Here is a 23,032-nt window from a genome sequence, read left to right as displayed (position 1 = left end):
GGCGTCGAGGTGATTGACCGTCAGGCTAGGACTGATTGACTTTCATTAAAAATGAATAATAGTGAGTAACTTGTTCTTTTTTGGAGAGGGTCGTGGAGTTCAGCCAGTTACGGATTTTCCAAGCGGTGGCCGAAGAGGGTTCCATCACTCGGGCCGCCGAGCGTCTGCACCGGGTGCCGTCAAACCTGTCGACGCGGCTCAAGCAGCTCGAAGAGCAGTTGGGCGTGGATCTTTTCCTAAGAGAGCGTCAGCGGTTGCAGTTGTCGCCTGCGGGAAAAGTCTTGTTGGACTATGCGACCAAGCTGTTCGCCCTGCATGACGAAGCCCACGCGGCGGTGCAGGGCGGCCAGCCGGCCGGGGATTTTGTCCTCGGCACGATGTACAGCACGGCGGCGACGCATTTGCCGGACCTGCTGGCGGCTTATCACCGGGCTTATCCGGCGGTGAACCTGCAAGTGCAATCGGGACCGAGCGGAGAATTGCTTGAAGGCCTGCTCACCAATCGCCTCGATGCGGCGCTGGTGGATGGTCCTTTGGAACTGGCGGGATTGGATGGCGTGCCGTTGTGCGACGAGCGGTTGGTGCTGATCACCGAGGCCGATCATCCGTCAGTGCGCAGTGCGCTGGACGTTCAGGGTCGCGCGGTGTTCACCTTCCGGCGTGGCTGTTCGTACCGTATGCGCCTGGAAGCCTGGTTCGCCCACGACCATGCAACCATGGGCCGGGCGATGGAGATCGAGTCGTATCAAGGAATGCTCGCGTGTGTCATCGCCGGGTCCGGTGTGGCGCTGATGTCCGAGTCGATGCTCGCCAGCCTGCCGGGTCGCGAGCGCGTGAGGGTGCATCCGCTGGCCGAGCCGTTTGCCAGCGCGACAACGTGGTTGATGTGGCGCAAAGGCATGGTTGGCGCCAACCTGAACGCCTGGGTCGAATTGCAACAACAAGACTGGCCGCGCGCGCCAATGATCCCGGCGCAATCGGCTTGAACTCACCACCTGGGATTTGGATCAATTCAGTAACAGATCATTGCAATCTGTAACGAGCATTGAACAGGACTTCGGACTATTATCAGTGCGAAGGGGCCACAGAAATCTGCCGCTCGCACCACCTGAGGGGGCACCACGATGAAAGAGAAAATCCAGAACTGGCTTCATGACCTGGGTGTCGCGCTTGGACTGATCGAGCCGCCCATGCAGCCGATACCGATCCGCACTGACGACGAGCAACGCCGCCGCCAGCCGCGCCGCCGGTAAACCCACTTTTTTAGAGAGATCGCAGTCTCGGGCTGTTTCAGTTGAAACAGCCCGGGACTGCGATCTTTTTATTTGCGATGTGAACCCTGTGGCGAGGGAGCTTGCTCCCGCTGGACTGCGAAGCAGGCCCCGGCGTCCTGTCTGGCACACTGTGGTGATGGATGCATCTTGGGGCTGCTGTGCAGCCCAGCAGGAGCAAGCTCCCTCGCCACTGGGGACCCATGTTTGGCAAAAAAAGGGGTATGGCCACCGACGCCATACCCCTCGAAGAAAACCGTTCGTACTCCTCTTATCAAACCGCCTTGGCCACCACGTTCGACCGTGGTGACAGCAGGCTGACCACCACAAAACTCACCAACGCCACGCTCAGGCTGTAATAGATCGGCGTATTCGCGTCCAGACCATCCTTGAACATGAAGAACAGCGCGGTCACGAAGCCCAGCGACATGCTGGTGATCGCGCCCGCGGTGGTCGCGCGTTTCCAGTAGATGGCGCCGATCAGCGGGATCAGCATGCCGCCCACCAGCAGGTTGTAGGCCAGCGTCAGGGCGCTGATCACGTCGCTGACCACCAGTGCGATCGCCAGCACCACCGCGCCCAACAGCAGGGTCGCGATGCGGTTTTCATGGACGTCGCCGTTGCCGCTTTCACGGCCCTGGCGCAGACGTGGCAGCAGATCCTGGACAACGGTGGTGGACGCCGCGAGCAGGCCCGCCGCTGCGGTGGACATCAGCGCCGCGAGGGCTGCGGCGATCACCAGGCCGCGGATCCCGTTGGGCAAGCTGTGTTGCACCACGCTCGCAAAGGCGTTGTTGACGTTTTCCAGGTCCGGCAGCAACACCTTGGCGGCCATGCCGATCAGCGCGCCGGCCAGGCCGTAGAGCACGCAGTACAGGCCGGCGGCGGTGCCGGCGACTTTGGCCACGCCTTCGCTGCGGGCGGTGAACACCCGCTGCCAGATGTCCTGGCCGATGAAGATGCCAAAAAAGTAGATCAGGAAGTACGTGACGATGGTGTCCCAGCCAATGGCGGTGAAATCGAAATAGCGCGCCGGCAAGGCCGCCACCATCGCGTCCCAGCCGCCGGCGTCACTGATGGACATCGGCATCAGCAAGAACACCAGGCCGATGGTCATGATCAGGAATTGCACGATGTCGGTCAGGGTCAGCGACCACATGCCACCGATGGTGGAATACAGCACCACCACGCCGCCGCCCACCAGGATCGAAACCCAGAAGGGCAGGCCGAACAGCACTTGCATGACCGTGCCGATGGCGATGGTCGACGTGGCGCCGATCATCAGCGCGTAGACCAGCATGATCAATGCGCTGGCGTGGCGCGCGGCCGGGTTGTAGCGGCGCTCCAGCACCTGGGTCACGGTGTAGATCTTGAGCTTGAGCAACGGCTTGGCAAGGAACAGGCTCAGCCCGACGATGCCCAGGCCGATGGCGCCGCACAACCAGAATCCGGAAATGCCGTGGACATAGCCCAGGCGCACGGTGCCGATGGTCGATGCGCCGCCCAGCACGGTGGCGGCCATGGTGCCCAGGTAAAAGCCCGGGCCGAGGTTGCGCCCGGCGACGAGGTAGTCGTCACGGGTCTTGGCGCGGCGCATGCCGTACCAGCCGAGGGCGATCATGCCGGTGGCGTAGATGAGAACGACGATTAAATCCAAGGCCATGATGGCGTGTCTCCGATTTTATTTTTTATGTACGGGATGAAGTGCTGCTGTCCCTGGCGAACGAGCTTTTGTGGCGAGGGAGCTTGCTCCCGCTCGACTGCGCAGCAGTCGCCGCTTTTCAAGTCGGAAAACCTTGGGGTCGCTGCGCAACCCAGCGGGAGCAAGCTCCCTCGCCACGGGAATTGGTCAGTCAGGCGGTCTGCCGCAGTTCTGACGGGGTGAGCGGATCTGTGCTCCGCGGATCCTGCGGCCCATACACGGCCGCCGGTTCTGGAAACAGCCCCAACAACGTCAGGTACACCACCGAGGCCAACCCCAGGGTCACCGGCAGGCTGATGTCGATCCCGCCGGCCAGTTCGCCCAGCGGCCCGACGAATTGCCCCGGCAGGTTGACGAAGCACAGGCCGACCAATGCGCTGGGAATCCACGCCCCCAGGCCACGCCAGTTCCAGCCATGGCTGAACCAGTAGCGCCCGCCGGTTTCGCCGCGGGTGAACACTTGCAGGTCATCCGGGCAGTAGAAGCCGCGGCGCACCAACAGGCCGATGATCATGATCACCATCCACGGCGTGGTGCAGGTGATGATCAGCACGGCGAAGGTCGACACGCTTTGCACAAGGTTCGCCGCGAAGCGACCGATGAAGATGAAGGCGATCGACAGCACGCCGATCAGCAGCGTCGCCTTGACCCGCGACAGCAGCCGTGGAAACACGCTGGACATGTCCAGCCCGGTGCCATACAGCGACGTGGTGCCGGTGGACATGCCACCGATCACCGCGATCAGGCACACCGGCAGGAAGAACCACGTCGGCGAAACTGCGAGCAGCCCGCCCACGTAGTTGTTGGCCGCGATGTAGTCCGGCGCCTTGATCGCCACGATGGTGGCGGTGGCGAGGCCGAACAGGAACGGGATCAGCGTCGCCAGTTGCGCGGCGATCACGGCCAGCATGATGCGCGGCTTGGGCGTGTTGCGCGGAATGTAGCGCGACCAGTCACCCAGGAAGGCGCCAAAAGAAATCGGGTTGCTCATCGCGACCAGCGCCGCGCCGATGAAGGCGGCGTAGAAACCCGGCTGGCCGAGGGCGACCGTGCCGGCGAACTGGCTGTCGAAGCTTGGCGCGAAGGCGAAGATGCCCAGCAGGAACAACAGGCTGGCGGCCCACACGGCGATGCGGTTGACCCACAGCATGAAGCGGAAGCCGTAGATGCACACCGTCAATACCAGCAGGGCGAACAGGCCGTACGCCAGGCCCAGGCTCAGGTCGGTTTCCGGTACGCCGATCAGTCGCTTGGCGCCGCCGATCAGTGCATCGCCCGAGCTCCATACCGACAGCGAGAAGAACGCGATGGCGGTCAGCAGCGACAGGAACGATCCGACGATCCGCCCGTGCACGCCGAAGTGCGCACCGGAAGACACCGCGTTGTTGGTGCCGTTGAGCGGGCCGAACAGGCCCATCGGCGCGAGGATGATCGAACCGACCAACACCCCCAGCACAATCGCCCAGACCCCGGCCTGGAACGAAAGGCCGAACAGCACCGGGAAACTCCCGAGCACGGCGGTGGCAAAGGTGTTGGCGCCGCCGAAGATCAGCCGAAACAGATCACCCGGGCCGGCGGTTCGTTCATGGTCCGGGATCTGCTCGACCCCGTTGGTTTCAATCTGCGTAAGGCTTTTATCGTTATTGTTATGCATGATCTGCTCCGATCATCGAGGCGCGCTCATCGTGCGTGAACGTCGCCTGCTTGGCTAAGGGGGTGGCAGCCCTTCCGGCATTGCGGACAAATGTTCATGACAGGCCAGCCATAGGCCTTGTTGTTCTTGGCGAAACACAATGGTTTCGCGCTCCTGGCTAAAGTGAAGCTCCCCTTGCATGCGCAGCTCGGTGGCCACGTCATGGATGAAAATCGCCACGTCCCCTTGCAGGCTGACGAAGGCGTTGCTCGAGGTGCAGCTCAGCACCTCGAAGCCATCCTCGGACCGCCAGAGATCCCACAACACCTGGTAGGCATCGCGCGACAGCAGGGGGTGTTCGAGGGTGTAGAACACGAAACTCGCATCGGCCGTGAACGCGCCAAAATAGGCGTCGCGGTCATTGCGGGCGAAGGCCGACACCAGTTTGGCGGCGGCCTCGAGGACTTGGTCTCGATCGTTCATGGCCGCGCCTCAGCGATGGACCACGCCGGGCAGTACGCAGAGCATCTCGTACAGCAGGTTGGCGCCCAGCAGCGAGGTGTTGCCGGTGGTGTCGTAGGGCGGCGAAACTTCTACCAGATCGCAACCAACCAGGTCGAGGCCCTGGCAGCCACGGACAATTTCAATCGCTTGGATAGTGGTCAAGCCACCGATTTCCGGGGTACCGGTGCCCGGTGCCCAGGCCGGGTCGATGCCGTCGATGTCGAAGCTCAGGTAAACCGGACCGCCGCCGACTTTCTCGCGCACTTCGGCCATGAGGGGGGCCAGGGATTTGTGCCAGCACTCTTCGGCCTGGACCACGCGGAAACCCTGGTTGCGGCTCCAGTTGAAGTCCTCGGCGGTATAGCCCTGGGCGCGCAGGCCAATCTGCACCACGCGGTCGCAATCAAGCAGGCCTTCCTCCACGGCACGGCGGAAGGTGGTGCCGTGGGCGATTTTCTCGCCGAACATGTGATCGTTGACATCGGCATGGGCGTCGATGTGCACGAGGCCGACCTTGCCGTGTTTCTTGTGGATCGCCCGCAGGATCGGCAGGGTGATGGTGTGGTCACCGCCCAGGGTCAGCGGGATGACGTCGTGTTCGAGGATCTTGTGGTACGACTCTTCGATGATCCGTACCGCGTCCAGCAGGTTGAAGGTGTTGATCGCCACATCACCGATGTCCGCCACCGACAGCGAGTCGAACGGCGCGGCACCGGTGGCCATGTTGTAGGGGCGGATCATCACGGATTCGGCGCGGATTTCGCGCGGGCCGAAACGGGTACCGGCGCGCAGGGACGTACCGATGTCCAGCGGCACGCCGACGAATGCAGCGTCGAGGCCGGCAGCGGTTGGCAAATGGGGAAGTCGCATCATGGTGGCGATGCCGCCGAAGCGCGGCATTTCGTTGCCGCCCAGTGGTTGGTGAAGAATCTTGTCCACGGGTAGGGCCTCATCGTTTGTTTTATTTATCAGGCGCCGATTCTGCGAAAAGCCGTTGCCCTGAAGAATCGCTGGCGGCAAATACTTAGTTCAGATTTTTCTAAACTAATCGCGGGCGGGGCGATAGACTCCGCATCAGTGCGATCCCAGGGGGCAGATGATTCCTCCTGTGGCGAGGGAGCTTGCTCCCGCTGGGCTGCGAAGCAGCCCCAAAACCCTTCACCTCGGTGCATCAGGTAGATCGCGTGGGCAGGTTTTGCGACGGCTGCGCCGCCGAGCGGGAGCAAGCTCCCTCGCCACAAGAGCGCTACCAAGCCCTGAGTAATTCGGAGACACCCCAATGGCCAACGCTCTACCCGACCTGAAACTGCTGCGCATCTTCGTCAGCGTCGTCCGGCACCAGGGGTTCGCCAATGCCCAGCACGAACTCAACCTGTCCACGTCGGCCATCAGCACCTACATGAGCCAACTGGAATCGGCCCTCGGCCTGGTGCTCTGTCATCGCGGCCGGGGCGGGTTCAGCCTGACCAGCAAAGGTGAGTTGTTCCATCAGGAAACCTTGCGCCTGCTCGGCGAGCTCGAAGGCTTCGAGCAATATGCCGCCGCCCTCAAGGGCGAGTTGCGCGGCACGCTGAACCTCGGGGTGATCGACTCCACCGTCAGCGACAAGGCCTTGCCGTTCGCCGAAGCCATCGGCGCGTACAGCCAGGAACATCCGGCGGTGCACCTGCACCTGTCGGTCCTGAGCCCTTACGAATTGCAACTCGGCGTGCAGGACAACCGCCTGGACTTGGCCATCGGCGCGTTTTCCACGCGCATGAGCGGGCTGGTCTACATGCCGTTGTACCGTGAGCAGCACTGGTTGTATTGCAGCAATCGCCATCCGTTGTTCACTGAACGGCGCATCCCCGAACAACTCATCACCCAGCAACGCATGGTCGGGCGCGGATATTGGAGCCAGGCAGAATTGGCCCGCCATGGCTTCAAGCACAGTGCGGCGACAGTAGAAAGCATGGAAGCCCAGCTGATCCTCGTGCTGTCGGGCGCCTACATCGGTTATCTGCCCGAGCACTACGCCCAGGCCTGGGTCGACAAGGGCGACTTGCGCGTGCTGCTGCCGGCGACGTTTGGTTATCAGGCGCCGTTTTCGATGATCGTGCGCCGTGGCCGCAGCCGCGAGCCGCTGATCCAGACCTTCCGTGATTTGCTCAAAGCTCAACTGAACCAGGCCTGACCATGTCCAGAATCCACTGCCCGCGCTGCCAACGACCGCAAAGTCATTGCCTGTGCCCGTTGATCCCCAGCCTCGACAGCCGCACCCGCGTGCTGCTGTTGCAGCATCCCAGCGAAGTGAATCACGCCTTGAACACCGCCCGGTTGGCGGCGTTGGGGCTCAACAATGCCGAGCTGATCGTGGGTGAAGTGTTCGAGGATTTGCCCCGGCTGCTCAACCAACCGGGTTACCGGGCGCGGTTGTTGTTCCCCGCTGACGATGCGCAGCCAATCCAGGCCTATGGCGCGTCGGATGAGCCATTGCTCTTGGTCGTTCCCGACGGCACCTGGCGCAAGGCCCGCAAGATCTTGCACCTCAACCCGCTGCTGGCGGCGCTGCCGAGGGTGACGTTGGCCGACGGCGGCGTGTCCCGCTACCGCTTGCGCAAGGCGCCAGGGCCGGGGGCGTTGTCGACGGTGGAGGCCATCGTGCAGGCCTTGCAGGTGCTGGAGGCGCCGGCGAGCTTCGAGCCGTTGCTGAGGCCGTTCGAGGCGTTGATCGAGGGCCAGATTGCGGCGATGGGAGAGGAGACCTATCAGAAAAACCATGGAAGTGAATAGCGGCCCCGTGGCGAGGGAGCTTGCTCCCGCTCGGCGGCGTAGCCGTCGTAAAACCTGCTGGCGCGGTCTGCCTGACACTACGAGGTGGATGGTCTTGGGGCTGCTGCGCAGCCAGCGGGAGCAAGCTCCCTCGCCACAGGGTTGAGTGAAGTCCGGATCACCGTTCGCGCATCGCCTCGGTCCGCGCCTTCAGCACCGGTTTCAGCAGGTAGTCCAGCACACTTTTCTCCCCAGTGATGATGTCCACCGTCGCCACCATGCCCGGGATGATCAGCAACGGTTTCGCATCCCCGCCCAAATGGTTCCTGTCGGTCCGCACCTGAATCAAATAGAAGCTGTTGCCCTTGTCATCGGTGATGGTGTCGGCGCCGATCAGTTCGAGTTTGGCGCTCAGGCCGCCATAGATCGTGTAGTCGTAGGCACTGAACTTGACCATGGCTTTTTGGCCAGGGTGCAGGAACGCCACGTCTTGTGGCCGGACCTTGGCTTCGATCAGCAGGTTGTCCTCCAGGGGCACGATTTCGATCATGTCGCTGCCCGGCTGGACCACGCCGCCGATGGTGTTGACCTTCAACTGCTTGATCACCCCGTGCACCGGCGAGACCACGGTGGTGCGGGTCACGCGGTCGTCGATGGCGATGCTCGTGGCGGTGATTTTCGACAGCTCGGTGCGTTTCTCGTTGAGGTCTTTCGCGGCATCGGAACGGAAGCTCTGTTCCGATTCGTCGATCTTGCTCTTGATCTCATTGATCGCTGACTCAGCCCGAGGAATCGCCAAAGTCGTGGCGTTGAGCGAGCCGCGGATTTCCACTGCGCTGCGCTTGAGCCGGAGGATTTCGACGGGTGAAACCGCCCCGGTGCGCACCAGCGGCGCCGACATGTTCATCTCTTCTTGCAGCAAGGCCAGCGCCGAGCTGAACTGGCCTTGCTTGGAGCGAAACTCGGCGAGCTCCTGGGTTTTCTGCCGCAGCTGTTCGGTCAGGGTCCGCTGCTCGCTGGCCAGGCGCCGCTGACGTTGCTCATGGAGCGCGCGCTCGTCTTCGGCCACCTGCGGCGCCTTGCCGGTCACTTCGCTGGATAACTGCATGGGTCGTCCTTCAGCCTCTGCCGACAAGCGTTCGACCTGTGCCATCAGCGCATATCGATCTGCCTCGCTCTCACCCTTGTTCGACAGGAACCGCGTGTCGTCCAGGCGCAGCAGGGTGTCGCCCTTGTTCACCATCTGGCCTTCGCGCACGAAAATCTCGGTGACGATGCCGCCTTCGAGGTTCTGGATCACTTGGATCTTGCTCGACGGAATCGCCTTGCCTTCGCCGGTGGTGACTTCCTGCAGCACCGCCAGTTTGGCCCAGACCAAACCGCTGATGATCAGCCCTGCGGCCAGCCACACGGTGACGCGCGACCGGCGCGGCGAGTCCTGCAGCGTCGCGCCGGCAGTTTCCGGCATGAACTCGCTTTCGGCGCTTTTGCTGAAACTTCCGAAGTAGCTTCGGGCGGCTGAATCCGGTGTATGAACGGCCATGGGGCGGTCCCCGTCAGTGAGAGAAAATAAAGCCGAATACTCTTGTTGTCATAGGCAGAACACTGCTTTTGTGGCGAGGGAGCTTGCTCCCGCTGGGCTGCGAAGCAGCCCCAAAAACCATTCACCTCGGTGCATCAGTTAGATCGCGCGGGCAGGTTTTACGACGGCTGCGCCGCCGAGCGGGAGCAAGCTCCCTCGCCACAGGTGTTAACCATGTCCCCGGACCAAACAGGGTATGTGTCGGCTTCTAAACCGCCGCTGAGCCCACCCGCCCTTTGCGCAACGCCTCGATCACCGTTTCCTTCGGCCCATCCGCCACGATCCGTCCGTTATCCAGTACCACCAAACGATCCACCAGGCTCAGCATCGAGGTGCGGTGGGTGACCAGCAGCACGGTCTTGCCCTGTACGTGGGTATGAAGTTTCTGCCGCAGGGCGTCTTCGCTGCTGTTGTCCATGGCGCTGGTGGGTTCGTCCAGCAGCAGGATCGGCGGGTCGAGCAACAAGGCCCTGGCCAGCAAAACGGCCTGGCGCTGGCCGCCGGACAGCAATTGCCCGCGCTCACCCACCGGGCGATCAAAACCCTGCGGATGCTGGCGCGCCAGTTCGGTGACACCGGTCAGTTCTGCCACTTCGAGCATGCGTGCGTCGCTGATGTAGCGGGCACCGAGAGTGAGGTTATCGCGCAGGCTGCCGGCCAAGAGCGGCAGGTCATGGGCGACGTAACCGATCTGTTGGCGCAGGTCGGCGACGTCCAGTTGCCGCAGGTCCAGGCCGTCCAACAGCAACTGGCCTTCCTCGGGTGCATAAAAACCCATCACCAGTCGCGCCAGGGTGCTTTTGCCCGAGCCGCTGCGGCCGATGATCCCGACTCGTTCGCCCGGCTTGAGGCTGAAACTGACGTTCGCCAGCGCTGGGGTGTTCTGGCCGTTGTAGTGGAAGGTCACGCCGCTCACGTCCAGCGCGCCTTGCAATTGGGTGCGGTCTAGCGGGCGCTGCTTGGCATCGCGTTCCTGGGGCAAAGCCATCAGGGCATCAGTGCTGCGCATGGTGAGCTGGGCCTGCTGGTAACGGGTGATCAGCCCGGCGATCTGGCCCAACGGCGCGAGCACCCGGCTGCCGAGCATACAGGTCGCCACCAGCGCACCGACGCTGAGGTTGCCGGCGATGATGCTGTAGACCCCGGCGACGATCGTGGTCATGCCCGCCAACTGTTGGAGGAACAGCGTGCCGTTGGTCGCCAGCGCCGAGAGGTTGCGCGCATGGCTGTCGAGGCGGGTGAGGGCGCCGTGGGTGCTTTCCCATTGATGCTGGCGCTCGCTTTCGGCGCTGCAGGCCTTGAGGGTCTCCAGACCGCCGAGGGTTTCGATCAGCAGGGCCTGCCGTTGGGCGCCCAAGGCCAGGCTCTTCTGCACGGTGTCGCGCAGGCGCGCCTGGATGATCATGGCGAAGACAATGGTGATCGGAAACGCCACCACGGGGATGACCACCAGCCAGCCGCCCAGCAGGCCGATCACCACCAGCATCAGCAGGGCGAAGGGCAGGTCGATCAAACTGGTTAGCGTCACCGCCGTCAGGAATTCCCGAAGCCCCTGGAAGTCATGGATGCTCTGGGCAAAGCCGCCAATGGTCACGGGCTTGGCTTTCATTGCCATGCCGGTGATGCGTTCGAACAGGGTGGCGGAGAGAATCACGTCGGTTTTCTTGCCAGCGGTGTCCAGCAAATGAGCCCGCACCACCCGCAACACCAGTTCGAAACCGGTGCCGATCAACAGCCCCACGGCCAGCACCCACAGCGTCGATGTAGCCTGGTTCGGCACCACGCGGTCGTAGGTCTGCATGACGAACAGCGGCACCATCAGTCCCAGCAGGTTAATCAGGAAACTCGCCAGGATCGCATCGCTGTACAACCAGCGCGACAGTTTCAAGGTGTCGCGAAACCAAGCTTCGACTCGCGGCACCAAGGGCGCGCGCAGGTCTTCGAGTTCGTGACGCGGCCGGGCGAACAAGGCCTGGCCGCTGTAATCGGCGGACAGCTCTTCGCGGCTGACCCATTGTTCGCCGCCATCGGCCTCGCTGGGCAGGATCAGCGCGCGACCGTCTTCGCCCCAGCGCCGCAATATGGCGCAACGACCCCCGGCGAGGATCAGCATCACCGGCAGGTTGAGCGCCGAAATGTCCGCCAGGTCGCGACGCAACAGCCGCGCCTGCAAGCCGGCCCGGGCCGCTGCGCGCGGCAGCAGGTCCAGGCTCAAGCGTTGGTGCGCCATAGGAAGCCCGGCGCTGAGGCTGGCGCGGCTGACGGTCGCGCCATGGAGTTTGCAGAGGATCAACAAACCGTCCAGCAAGGGATCATCAAAGTTCAAGCGCGGGTCGGCACTCGGGGTTGCGGGTTCCATGCTGGTCACGTCGGTCGCTCCCACGGGATTACTTCAGTTCCGGCAGCCGTGCCTGGTTCTTGACTTCGGTCTGCGCGACCGCATCGGCCGGCAGCACGATCCGCTGCTTATGCAGCAGCAGGCCCATGTTTGCCAGCACCCGGTACATCGAGAACTCCTCGGTGTAGCGCACCTCGGTGTAGCGACGGTTGGCGTTGTACAGCTCGTTTTCGCTGTCGAGCAGGTCGAGCAGGGTCCGTTGGCCGAGGCCGAACTGATCCTGGTAAGCGGCGCGCACGCGGGCGGTGGTGTCGGCGTATTCGCGAGCCGTCGGGGTCTGTTTGCGTGCATTGGTCATCGCGTTCCAGGCCAGGCGCGTGTCTTCGTTGAGCTGGCGCAAGGCGTTGTTGCGGATGTCCATGGCCTGGTTGATTTGATGGGCGTTGGACGCCAGCCGCGCCTTGTCGCTGCCGCCGCGGAACAGGTTGTAGTTCATCACTACGCCGACCCGCCAATTATTGTCGTGACCTTCTTCACCACCGATGTTGTTGTTGGCGCCCACCGCAGCCTCGGCGTCGAAGCGCGGGTAGAACGGTGATTTCGCCACTTCATATTGGCTTTCGGCGGACTGGATGTCGGCCTGGGCCGATTTCAGGTAAGGGTTGTTATCCACCATGCTTTGCTGGGCTTCGCGCAGTTCGGCAGGGATCTCGCCTTTGGTGGATGGCGGCGTCTCCAACTCATCGGGCATGCGCCCGACCACGCTATAGAAGTTCGCCTCGGCGTCGGCCAGGTCAACCTGGGCGGTGTCGTAGTTGTTTTCCGCCAGGGCCCGACGGGCATTGGACTGGTCGGAGTCGGCGGTGCTGCCCACGCCACGTTCGGTGCGCAGGCCGATCTGGTCGTTGACCCGCAGGTGCGCCTGCAGGTTGTTCTTGGCCAGGGTCAGCAGCTCTCGACGCTTGAGCACTTCCAGGTAGACCTCGATGGTGCGCAGGGCCAGGTCTTGCGCAGTGCCCTGGGCGTAATAGGCCCGGGAATTGACCACCCCCTGGGTACGCTCGACTTCATTGGCGGTATTGAACCCGTCAAAGATCATCTGCCGCAGGCGCAGCTCCGACTGGGTGTAGGTCAGGATGTTCGTGTGGTGGTTGCCCAGCGCCCGGGTATTGGTGTTGTCGCTGTAGCCGCGACCATATCCGGCGTTCAAATCCACTGATGGATAAAAGCCCCCTCTTGCCACTTTGACGTCTTCGTTGGCCGACAGGCGGCTGTCCACCCGTTGTGCCAATTCGGGGTGCGTCGCGATGGTGCTCTGGATGGCTTCGGTCAACGACATTGCCTGCGCCTGAGAAGAACAGGCCATGGCCAGCAAAACCGCGCTGCAGAGGGGTGTAAGAACGCGCATGGGGTGTATCTCCTGAGGTCTGTTGTGCTTCGTTGTCGCCAGAAAATTGACGTTTAAAAGATCAAAACCGTTTCAACCTTGTAACAACACAGCTAAGAACATCCTGCGCAAAACCTAAGAAGAATTTCTCATAACGCATATTTCGAAAAAATCTTATGTCCTTGGAAAAAACCGGCACATTGTTCAGAGCGAGAGCCTTTGTATTTGCGGGTTCTGACGGTTTTAAGACGTCAATAAAAAGTTCCATTCAAATTTTGAAACAACGTGAAGAACTGCAAAAAAGTTGAAAAATGGGGCGTTTTTGGGTGACGGTTTTTTGTCATTCTGGCAAAACGCTAGTGTCGCCAGGCCCCGTGAAAGCTGGCAGATTTTCCAGACTCTGACGGTCGACTTGAGCACGACTTCTTCACCCAGACAGATGCCGACCACGGTTGGCAACGGAGGGAATGCACATGGCAGCGCTCATCGGTACCGTCAGTAAGGTGGTAGGGCAGGTTTTCGCGGAGGCCGCCGGTGGGTTGCGACGCCCACTGGTCGAAGGCGATCGGTTGTATGCCGGCGAGCACTTGATCACCGGTGCCGAAGGCGCAGTGGCCGTGCATTTACAGAACGGCCATGAATTGACGTTGGGGCGCGGCAGCGACCTGACCTTGACCTCGCAACTGCTCGCCAATCAGGCCCCGCACGTCGACACGCCTGAAACGTCGGCGCCGAGCGATGCGCAACTGACCGATGTGCAAAAGCTGCAGCAAGCCATCGCGGCCGGTGCCGACCCGACCCAAGCCGGCGAAGCCACGGCAGCAGGACCCGGCAACGCAAGCGCGGCGGGCGCGCTGGGGGGCGGGCACAGTTTTGTGCTGTTGGAGGAGGTCGGTGGACAAGTCGCTCCACAGATCGGCTTTCCCACGGCGGGGTTCAATGGAATTCCGGAATTTCCCCAGTTGGAATTGGCGGCCGATCCTGATGGCCGCGACGACGGTACCGTGCCGCCAGTAACGCCCGAGACACCGGACAATCCCGTCACTTTGGACGGCCTTACCGTGGACGGCGGAGAACTGACCGCCAACGAGGCCAACCTCGCTGACGGTACCGCCAGCAATCCAGGCGCGTTGGTGCAAAGCGGTACGTTCACGGTTTCTGCACCCGACGGGCTGAGCAGCCTGAGCATCGGCGGCATCAGCGTGATTAGCGGCGGCGTGCCCGCAGGTTTCCCACAATCCGTCACCTCGCCCTTGGGCAACACCCTGACCGTTACTGGCTATGACCCGACCACCGGCGTTGTCAGCTACAGCTACACCCTGAACGACAATGAAACCCATCCGGTGGGCGGCGGTGCCAACAGCATCAACGAGCAATTCCCAGTGGTGGCTGTCGACACCGATGGCGACACCGCCAACGGAACCCTGGACGTCAACATCACCGACGACGTGCCCCAGGCGATCGACGACAGCCACGCCAGCACGGCCTCGGAAACCCTTGTCACGCTCACCGGCAATGTCTTGCCCAACGACCACCAAGGCGCCGACCGTATTCCCACCGGCCCCGCCAGCGGGCCGATTATCGGCGGCACCTTCACTGGCACTTACGGCACCCTGGTGCTCAATCCCAACGGCACCTACACCTACACGCTGAACACCAGCGATCCGCAATTCGTCGCGTTGCACGGCGGTGGCAGCGGCACCGAAACCTTCACCTACACCCTGACCGACGCCGACGGCGACACCAGCACCGCCAATCTGGTGCTGCAAGTCCACAACAACGACGATCCAGTGATCATCACCGGCCTCGACACCGAAGGCGGCGAGCTGACGGTGCAGGAGAAGAACCTCAGCGACGGCAGCAGCCCGGACGCTCCGGCGTTGACCCAAAGCGGCACCTTCACCGTGACCGCGCTGGACGGTGTGCAAACCCTCAGCGTTGGCGGCATCACCGTGGTCAGCGGTGGCGTAACCGCTGGCTTCCCACAATCGATCACCACGGCGCTGGGCAACACCTTGACCGTGACCGGCTTCAACGCCGCGACTGGTGTGGTCAGCTACAGCTACACCTTGCTCGACAACGAAGCGCATCCAAATGCGAACGGCGCCAACAGCCTAAGCGAGCAATTCACCGTGGTCGCCACCGACGATAACGGCACCACCGCCACGGGCAATCTGGATGTGAATATTGTCGACGACTTGCCCACTGCCCACGCGGATTCCGCCTCGGTGGATGAGGGCGGCACCGTCAGTGGCAACGTGTTGAACAACGACGACGGCGGTGCCGACGGCCCCGCCGCGAGCGGCGCGGTGGTCGGTGTTCGCGCTGGCGGCGATACATCCACGTCGGCCATCGGCGGCCTCGACACGCAGGTTAACGGCGCCTACGGTTACCTGACCCTGGACACCAACGGCAATGCGGTTTACCACAGCAATCCGAACACCGTCAGCGCACCGGGCGCCACCGACGTGTTCACCTACACCGTGCGCGACGTCGATGGCGATGAAAGCACCACGACCATCACCATCGATGTGCACGCCAGTTGCTTCGTCGCCGCGCCGGATCATGAAGTCAGCGTGCATGAAAGCGCGCTCGACCTGAATCAGGACGGCCAAGACCTTGCCCCCGGCACGGTTACCGGCAGCGACCCGAGCGCCACCGGCGAAACCGCCACGGGCAGCCTCGTGGATGCGGTCACCGGCGCCATTGGTGCCGTCACCTTCGCCCTCGTCGGCAGTGCCACGGGTGCCCACGGTCAACTGCTCCTCAACCCCGACGGCTCTTACACCTACACCCTGACCTCGCCAGCCTCCACTTCACCCGCCGCCAACGACGGCCCGAACGTGCTGAGCGAAAGCTTTATCTATCAGGCCACCGATTCACTCGGCAACACCGTCACCAGCACCATCGTCATCAATATCGTCGACGACGTGCCCCAGGCTCACGCTGATAACGCTTCGGTGATAGAAGGTGGGATGGTCAGCGGTAACGTATTGGATAACGACGTGCTTGGCGCCGATGGCGGCGCAGTGATAGGCGTGCGGGCCGGCAGCGACACGTCGAGCCCGGCCACCGGTGGCTTGAACACACAAATCAATGGCACGTATGGCTACCTGACCCTGGATGCCAATGGCAACGCGGTCTATCACAGCAACCCCGGCTCCGTGGGCGAAGCGGGCGCCACCGACGTGTTCACCTACACCGTGCGCGATGCTGATGGTGACGAAAGCACCACGACCATCACTATCGATGTGCACAACAGTTGCCTGGTCGCGGAAACCGATCATGACGTCACCGTCTTCGAGAAAGCCCTCGACCTGAAACAGGATGGCCAGGACCTGGCTCCCGGTACCGCGACGGGCAGTGAGCCGGGTTCCACCAGCGAAACCGCCAGCGGTACCCTGGTGGGCTCGGTCAGCGGCGCCACCGGGGCCGTGACGTTCACACTGCTGGGCGACGCTACTGGCGCCCACGGCCAATTGCTGCTCAATCCCGACGGCTCCTACACCTATACACTGACTTCACCGGCGACCACCTCGCCCCACGCCAACGACGGCCCGAACGTGTTGAGCGAAAGCTTCACTTATCAGGCCACCGACGCCCTGGGCAACAGCACCACCGGCAACCTGGTGGTCAGCATCGTTGACGATGTGCCCACGGCCGTTGCGTCCGAACGCTCGGTCACGGCGACGGAGATCGATTCGAACCTGCTGATCGTGCTCGACGTGTCCGGCAGCATGGACGATGCTTCCGGCGTGGCGGGGCTTTCGCGGCTGGACCTGGCAAAACAGGCCATCAGCGCCTTGCTTGATAAATACGATGACCTGGGCGATGTGAAAGTCCAGCTCGTGACCTTCAGCACCAGCGCCACCGACCAGTCGTCGGTGTGGGTAGACGTGGCGACGGCCAAGACGCTTCTCAGCAGTCTCTCGGCAGATGGCATGACCAACTACGACGCAGCGGTGGCAGCGGCCAAGACCGCGTTTCTCACCTCTGGCCAATTGACCGGCGCGCAGAACATCGGCTACTTCTTTTCCGACGGCAAGCCCACCTCGGGCCAGGAAACCGGCACCGCGGATGAAGCGGCGTGGAAAGCCTTCCTCGACGCCAATGGCATCAAGAACTACGCCATCGGCCTGGGCAGCGGCGTCAGCAACGCCCACCTCGATCCGTTGGCCTATGACGGCAGCACTCACACCGACACCAACGCGGTGGTGGTCACCGACCTGAACCAGCTCAACTCAGTGCTCTCGGGCACTGTCCAAGGTATCCCGGTGACGGGCAACCTGTTGGGCGAGGGCGGTTCGTTCGGCGCCGACGGCGGATTTATCAAAAGCCTGGTGGTGGATGGGACGACCTACAGCTACAACCCGGACGCCAACGGTGGCCAAGGTGCGCTGACCGCCAGCGGCGGGACCAACCACGGTACGTTCAACACCGCAACCAACACCGTGAGCATCGCCACCGACCATGACGGCACCCTGGTGGTCAATCTTGACACCGGTGCGTTCAGCTACACCTCGCAGACCACCACCAGCACCTTGATCACCGAAAACATCGGCTACACCGTCAGCGACAACGACGGCGACCTGGCGGGTTCCAGCCTGGTGATCAAGGTCGTGCCCAACAGTGCGCCGGTGGCGATCGCCGATAACATCATCACCAACGTACTGTCAGGCAATATCGTGGTGCCCGGGGAGTTGCTGCTGGGCAACGACAGCGACGCCAATGGCGATCCGCTCACGGCTTCACCCACCGGTTTCAATACGGGCTGGGCCGTCAAAGGTGGGGACTTCACCGGCACTACCGGCACTGCCAGCTTCACCGGTAACAATGTCCAATCGATCAACCTCGACCGCAGCGCCTTCGTCGCCAACGCCGTGAGCATGACGGCGATGCTGGTGGTCAGTGGCGCGCTGGGGGCGGTGTCGAACAACAACGCCAACGATGAAGACCGGCTCAACATCAGCCTCAAGCAAGGCGAAACCCTGACCTTGGACCACAACCTCGCCGCCGGTCGCATCGCCATGGAATACTCCCTGAACGGCGGGCCTTTCGTCGCGATCAATGACGGCGCCTCGTTCACTGCCGCGGCGGATGGCAACTACCAGATCCACATCACCAACATCCCCAACCCTGGCAACGGTAACGTCAATGGCTCGGAAAGTTATCAACTGACCATGACGGTCAATTACGCCGGCGCCCAGGACAGCACGTCGGATTATCACGGTACCTATACCGCCAGCGACAACCACGGCGGCAGCGACAGCGCCGCGGTCGACATCAGCTATCAAGCGGGCCACACCCTGACCGGGACGGCGGCTGACGATGTGCTGCTGGCCGACAATGGTGACAACGTGCTGAACGCTGGTGATGGCAATGACATCCTCAGCGCGGGTACGGGCAACAACACGATGCATGGCGAGGCGGGCGATGACTTGCTCTACAGCGGCAGCGGTAATGATTTGCTCGACGGCGGCACTGGCAACGACACAGCCAGCTACGCCCACGCCACCGCTGGCGTCACCGTGAACCTCGGCCTACTGGCCGCGCAAAATACCCTGGGGGCTGGAACAGATACCCTGGCCAGCATCGAAAACCTCGTCGGCTCGAACTTCAACGACACCTTGACCGGCGACAGCGCGAGCAATCGCATCGACGGCGGCCTGGGTCATGACGTGCTCAATGGCGGTGGCGGCGATGACATCCTGATCGGCGGCCTGGGCAACAACACCCTCACCGGCGGCAGTGGCGCCGACACCTTCCAATGGCAGGCGGGCAACAGCGGACACGACGTCATCACCGACTTCACCCCGGGCCTCGACAAACTCGACCTGTCCCAACTGCTACTGGGCGAAAACGGCAGCGCCGCCTCCCTGGACGACTACCTGCACTTCACCGTCACGGGTACCGGCGCATCCGTCATCACCAGCATCGACGTCAGCAGCACCGCCGGCGCCACGCCGAACCAGACCATCGACCTGGCCGGCGTCGACCTCGCCACGCATTACGGCGTTACGCCGGGATCGGGCGGGATGGTGGGTGGGGCGGACACGGCGACAATTATCAACGGCATGTTGAACGATCATTCACTGAAGGTGGATACGGTGTGAAGCCAAGAACCTGTGGCGAGGGAGCTTGCTCCCGCTCGGCTGCGCAGCAGTCGTGAAACCGGCTGGCGCGGTCTGCCTGGAGGAGTGTGTTGGCTGATTTCAGGGCGGCTTCGCCACCTCGCGGGAGCAAGGCTTCCTCGCAACGGGAACACCGAATCATTGCTCAGCGGGTGCGCAGCGTCTTCTGCCTGAGGATATAAACCGTCACCAGCACCGCGCTGGTCAGCATGAATCCCCGCGCCCACGGCAATGGCACCAGATAGCAGGAAAACAGGATACTGGCCCACATCAAACCGATGGCGTAGACCTTGCCCTTGAGGGGAATGCCGTTGCCACTGAGGTAGTCTTTGATCCACGGACCGAGGCGGGGGTGTTCGACCAGCCATTGATAGAAGCGGGGCGAACTGCGGGCGAAGCACGCGGCGGCCAGGAGCAGGAAAGGGGTGGTGGGGAGCACGGGAACGAAAATGCCAATGACCCCCAGCACTACGCTCAGCCAGCCGATGGCCAGCAGAGCGTAACGCAGGATCAGCGGGCGGTTGCCGACTGGCGAGGGCACCCGGTCACTCAGTGGTGGCGAGGCTTGAGGATCGCCGGTTTCTCGTCCGGGGCGTTGCACAGCAGGTACAGGGCGGTCAGCGCTTCGGGGATCTGCACGATCATGTCGTCCATCAGGTTCGCGTCGGCGGCAATGTCCGAAAACTCTGGTTGCTCGTCGAACAGGCCCGAACCGACCATGATCGGCAACAGCATTTCGCTGACTTCTTCTTCCGCGGTTTCGAACCAGGCGGCTTCGCGCAGGAACACGCCTTCCATGAAACCGATGCACCAGCCGCGCAGTTCCGAATCGTCCGGGTCGTCGCCCAGGTCCAGCTCGCACGGCAATTCGAACTCTTCATCGGAGGCCAGTTGGCGGGCGATGTGGGCCTTGAGGCCGACCAGCGTGGCTTCGATTTCGGCGCGCTGGGCTTCGTCGCTGTAATGCGGCTCTTCGGCGAACAGGGCGTCGATCCACTCACGGTCCGGCACCGGCTCGGAACAGATCGACAGGGCGGTCAGATAGCCATGAGCGGCCACGTAGTCCAGCGCCTCTTCGTGCAGCTCATCGGCGTCGAGGAAGACTTGCAGGCGGGTCAGTTGCTCAGCGAAGGACATTACGGGCTACCTTGGGGAATAAACAATGCGGGAATTCTAGGCCTTCTTGAGCGGGCAGGCCAGCCGCGTAGTGGATTTGCCTTTTTGTTGGCCGGGCTTGACTCAATGTCAGGGCTTCCTGTGGCGAGGGAGCTTGCTCCCGCTGGGGCGCGCAGCGGCCCTGTTTTTTGGGGCGGCTTCGCCACCCAGCGGGAGCAAGCTCCCTCGCCACAGGTTCGGTGGGACCCCGGCGTTGATCATCAAACCTCTGGTCAGCAGCCCCCTTCGCAACGAAGCCCTCGGGTATACTGCCGCGTTTTGTGATGCCCTGCGGTCGGTTGGAAACGCGCACTTACGATTTGCCGGTGCAGCGTTTGTGATTCTGAACCAGCCTTGCAGGGATGTTTCGGTGATTTTGGAGTTTCTATGCTCGAACAGGCTCAACGCGTTCTCAAGGACATCTTCGGCTACGACAGTTTCCGTGGCCGCCAGGGTGCCATTATTGAGCGCGTGGCCAGCGGTGGCGATGCCCTGGTGCTCATGCCCACCGGCGGCGGCAAGTCGCTGTGCTTCCAGGTGCCGGCCCTGCTGCGCAACGGCCTGGCGGTGGTGGTTTCGCCGCTGATCGCCTTGATGGACGACCAGGTCGCTACCCTTGAAGAATTGGGTGTCGCCGCTGCGGCGCTGAACTCCACCTTGAGCGCCGAGCAGCAACGGGACCTGGCCGCGAGGATCAAGCGTGGCGAGGTGAAGATGCTTTACCTGGCGCCGGAACGCCTCGTGCAGCCGCGCATGCTGGCGTTTTTGCAGAGCCTGGAAATCGCCCTGTTTGCCATCGACGAAGCCCACTGCGTGTCCCAATGGGGCCATGATTTCCGTCGCGAATACCTGCAACTGGGGCAATTGGCCGAGCTGTTCCCCGACGTCCCGCGTATCGCCCTGACCGCCACCGCCGACAAGCGTACCCGCGAAGAAATCGTCGACCGTCTGCATCTGCAGAACGCCGAGCGGTTCCTCTCCAGTTTCGACCGCCCGAACATTTTCTACCGCATCGTGCCCAAGGAGCAGCCACGCAAGCAGCTGCTGGCGTTCCTTGCCGAGCGGCGCAGCGACGCGGGCATCGTCTATTGCCTGTCGCGCAAGAAAGTCGAGGAAGTGGCGGCGTTCCTCAGCGAGCAGGGTTTTCCGGCATTGCCTTATCACGCCGGCCTGCCCAACGATTTGCGTGCCTATCACCAAAAGCGTTTCCTCAACGAGGAAGGCCTGATCATGGTGGCCACCGTGGCGTTCGGCATGGGCATCGACAAGCCCAACGTGCGTTTCGTCGCTCACCTGGATTTGCCCAAGTCCCTGGAAGCCTATTACCAGGAAACCGGGCGTGCCGGTCGTGACGGCTTGCCAGCCGATGCCTGGATGGCCTACGGCCTGCAAGACGTGGTGATGCTCAAGCAGATGCTGCAGAACTCCGAAGGCGATGAGCGACACAAGCGCCTGGAACAGCACAAGCTCGACGCCATGCTGTCGCTATGCGAAGAGACACGCTGCCGCCGCCAGACCCTGCTGGCCTATTTCGACGAAGACATGCCCCAGCCCTGCGGCCATTGCGACAATTGCGTCGATGGCGTGGAAACCTGGGACGCCACGGAGCCGGCCCGCCAGGCGTTGTCGGCGATTTATCGCACGGGCCAGCGCTATGGCGTCGGGCATCTGGTGGATGTGTTGCTGGGCAAGGACAACGAGAAAGTCCGCAGCTTCGGCCACCAGCACCTGTCTGTGTTCGGCGTGGGTAAAGACCGCAGCGAGAGCGAATGGCGCTCGTTGTTCCGACAGCTCGTGGCGCGCGGCCTGGCGGACATCGACCTGGAAGGCTATGGCGGCCTGCGCCTGAGTGCGACGTGCCGGCCCTTGCTCAAGGGCGAAGTCACCCTGGAGCTGCGCCGCGACCTCAAGCCGGCGACCGCGGTCAAGAGCAGCAAGAGCCAGGCCAGCCAACTGGTGCGCGGCGAAGAGCGCGATCAGTGGGAAGCGTTGCGGGCACTGCGCCGCAAGCTGGCCGAAGAACACGGCGTACCGCCGTATGTCATCTTTCCCGATTCCACGTTGCTGGAAATGCTCCGCAGCCAACCGACTTCCCTGGCGGAAATGGCCCGGGTCAGCGGCGTCGGTGCGCGCAAGCTGGAGCGTTATGGCGAGGCCTTCCTCCAAGTGCTGGGTGGCGAAGCCGAGACCCCGCCGGCGGTGGCCGATGTTCGCCACGAACTCATCACCCTGGCGCGGGCCGGCATGACCCCGTTGCAGATTGCCAGTCAATTGCAGTGCTCGGAAAAGAATGTCTACACGATGCTGGCCGAGGCCATTGGTCAGCAACAGCTTTCCTTGGAACAGGCGCTGGACCTGCCCGAAGAATTGATGGGCGAGGTCCAGGATGCGTTTCTCGACGGTGAAGGCGAGCTGCCTCCCGTATCGGAAGTCGCCGCGTTGTTCGCAGGACGGGTTCCGGAAGGGGTCTTGTATTGCGTCAGGGCTGCGCTGCAATCGGAATTCGAAGTCTGATCAAACAGTTACGCTCCTTTAACGATTCACTACAGCGCGAGCCTTGCTTGAATCCGAAGGTCAT

At 62.5% G+C, this 23,032-nt stretch carries 15 protein-coding genes; 6 read left to right on the top strand and 9 right to left on the bottom strand.

Annotated elements, in window-relative coordinates; genetic code table 11:
* The first annotated feature begins 92 nt into the window (after positions 1–92).
* Positions 93–986, top strand: coding sequence for a putrescine utilization regulator PtrR (gene ptrR, locus FHK92_RS07260; protein WP_181287471.1), 894 nt, complete (start codon positions 93–95; stop codon positions 984–986).
* 138 nt (positions 987–1,124) lie between these two features.
* A complete protein-coding gene (locus FHK92_RS27745; protein WP_256222727.1) occupies positions 1,125–1,253 on the top strand; it encodes a PA1414 family protein in 129 nt (42 codons plus the stop codon).
* 292 nt (positions 1,254–1,545) lie between these two features.
* Here the strand turns inward: FHK92_RS27745 and FHK92_RS07255 are convergent, their stop codons facing one another.
* From FHK92_RS07255 to speB, 4 genes are all read right to left on the bottom strand, one after another.
* A complete protein-coding gene (locus tag FHK92_RS07255; RefSeq protein ID WP_181287470.1) occupies positions 1,546–2,934 on the bottom strand; it encodes a sodium:solute symporter in 1,389 nt (462 codons plus the stop codon).
* A 190-nt stretch (positions 2,935–3,124) separates the two neighbouring features.
* Positions 3,125–4,630, bottom strand: a complete 1,506-nt coding sequence (locus FHK92_RS07250) for a purine-cytosine permease family protein (RefSeq protein WP_181287699.1) — start codon at positions 4,628–4,630, stop codon at positions 3,125–3,127.
* A gap of 51 nt (positions 4,631–4,681) precedes the next feature.
* Positions 4,682–5,089 carry a YybH family protein gene (locus tag FHK92_RS07245; protein WP_181287469.1) on the bottom strand — a complete coding sequence of 136 codons (408 nt, stop codon included), beginning with the start codon at positions 5,087–5,089 and terminating at the stop codon, positions 4,682–4,684.
* A 9-nt stretch (positions 5,090–5,098) separates the two neighbouring features.
* Positions 5,099–6,049, bottom strand: a complete 951-nt coding sequence (gene speB / locus FHK92_RS07240; RefSeq protein WP_181287468.1) for an agmatinase — start codon at positions 6,047–6,049, stop codon at positions 5,099–5,101.
* Between the two features lie 340 nt (positions 6,050–6,389).
* Between speB and FHK92_RS07235 the strand changes: the two genes are divergently transcribed.
* Positions 6,390–7,283, top strand: a complete 894-nt coding sequence (locus tag FHK92_RS07235; RefSeq protein ID WP_181287467.1) for a LysR family transcriptional regulator — start codon at positions 6,390–6,392, stop codon at positions 7,281–7,283.
* Positions 7,284–7,285: 2 nt separating this feature from the next.
* Complete coding sequence (locus FHK92_RS07230; RefSeq protein ID WP_181287466.1) at positions 7,286–7,882, top strand: tRNA-uridine aminocarboxypropyltransferase; 597 nt, start codon at positions 7,286–7,288, stop codon at positions 7,880–7,882.
* Between the two features lie 157 nt (positions 7,883–8,039).
* Here FHK92_RS07230 and FHK92_RS07225 read toward each other — a convergent pair whose 3' ends face one another.
* The 3 genes from FHK92_RS07225 to FHK92_RS07215 form a co-directional block, all read right to left on the bottom strand.
* Positions 8,040–9,404: an HlyD family type I secretion periplasmic adaptor subunit gene (locus FHK92_RS07225; RefSeq protein WP_181287465.1), complete on the bottom strand. Its 1,365-nt coding sequence runs from the start codon at positions 9,402–9,404 to the stop codon at positions 8,040–8,042.
* 247 nt (positions 9,405–9,651) lie between these two features.
* Positions 9,652–11,811 carry a type I secretion system permease/ATPase gene (locus tag FHK92_RS07220; RefSeq protein WP_181287464.1) on the bottom strand — a complete coding sequence of 720 codons (2,160 nt, stop codon included), beginning with the start codon at positions 11,809–11,811 and terminating at the stop codon, positions 9,652–9,654.
* Positions 11,812–11,830: 19 nt separating this feature from the next.
* Positions 11,831–13,189 carry a TolC family outer membrane protein gene (locus tag FHK92_RS07215; RefSeq protein ID WP_181287463.1) on the bottom strand — a complete coding sequence of 453 codons (1,359 nt, stop codon included), beginning with the start codon at positions 13,187–13,189 and terminating at the stop codon, positions 11,831–11,833.
* 452 nt (positions 13,190–13,641) lie between these two features.
* Here FHK92_RS07215 and FHK92_RS07210 point away from each other — a divergent pair, with 452 nt between their 5' ends.
* Positions 13,642–19,281 carry a retention module-containing protein gene (locus FHK92_RS07210; protein WP_181287462.1) on the top strand — a complete coding sequence of 1,880 codons (5,640 nt, stop codon included), beginning with the start codon at positions 13,642–13,644 and terminating at the stop codon, positions 19,279–19,281.
* Between the two features lie 163 nt (positions 19,282–19,444).
* Here the strand turns inward: FHK92_RS07210 and FHK92_RS07205 are convergent, their stop codons facing one another.
* Both FHK92_RS07205 and FHK92_RS07200 read right to left on the bottom strand, forming a co-directional pair.
* Positions 19,445–19,840: a YbaN family protein gene (locus tag FHK92_RS07205; protein ID WP_181287461.1), complete on the bottom strand. Its 396-nt coding sequence runs from the start codon at positions 19,838–19,840 to the stop codon at positions 19,445–19,447.
* 8 nt (positions 19,841–19,848) lie between these two features.
* Positions 19,849–20,436: a UPF0149 family protein gene (locus tag FHK92_RS07200; protein ID WP_030141133.1), complete on the bottom strand. Its 588-nt coding sequence runs from the start codon at positions 20,434–20,436 to the stop codon at positions 19,849–19,851.
* A 405-nt stretch (positions 20,437–20,841) separates the two neighbouring features.
* Here FHK92_RS07200 and recQ point away from each other — a divergent pair, with 405 nt between their 5' ends.
* Positions 20,842–22,968, top strand: coding sequence for a DNA helicase RecQ (recQ, locus tag FHK92_RS07195; RefSeq protein ID WP_181287460.1), 2,127 nt, complete (start codon positions 20,842–20,844; stop codon positions 22,966–22,968).
* Positions 22,969–23,032 lie beyond the last annotated feature (64 nt).

The organism is Pseudomonas brassicacearum subsp. neoaurantiaca (assembly GCF_013608025.1).
Classification (GTDB): domain Bacteria; phylum Pseudomonadota; class Gammaproteobacteria; order Pseudomonadales; family Pseudomonadaceae; genus Aquipseudomonas.
The sequence above is the reverse complement of the archived record's forward strand: the minus strand, read 5'-3'. Positions and strand labels throughout refer to the sequence as shown.